Below are 235 nucleotides of genomic sequence, written 5' to 3'. Positions count from 1 at the left end.
AGTCGCGAAGTAGAGGGGCGTATTGTAAATGCTACAGTTAGACGGAACCCTTCTGGTAGATATTTTGTGTCACTATTAGTTGAAACAGAAGTACAAGAACTTCCGAAAACACATTCTTACATTAGAATAGATGTAGGACTAAAAGATTTCGCTATTTTGTCAGATGGAACACACTATGAAAATCCGAAGTTTTTCCGATCATTAGAAGATAAGTTGGCGAAAGCACAGCGTGTGC

1 pseudogene is annotated in these 235 nt (G+C 38.7%); it reads left to right on the top strand.

The features are described from left to right. Positions 1 to 235 (top strand): annotated as a pseudogene (locus tag MR167_RS32385) (IS200/IS605 family element RNA-guided endonuclease TnpB); the annotation flags it as partial.

Source organism: Bacillus cereus group sp. BfR-BA-01355 (assembly GCF_022663675.1).
GTDB classification, from domain to species: domain Bacteria; phylum Bacillota; class Bacilli; order Bacillales; family Bacillaceae_G; genus Bacillus_A; species Bacillus_A thuringiensis_S.
Note: the sequence above shows the minus strand (reverse complement) of the source record. Positions and strands in the feature narration are given on the sequence as shown.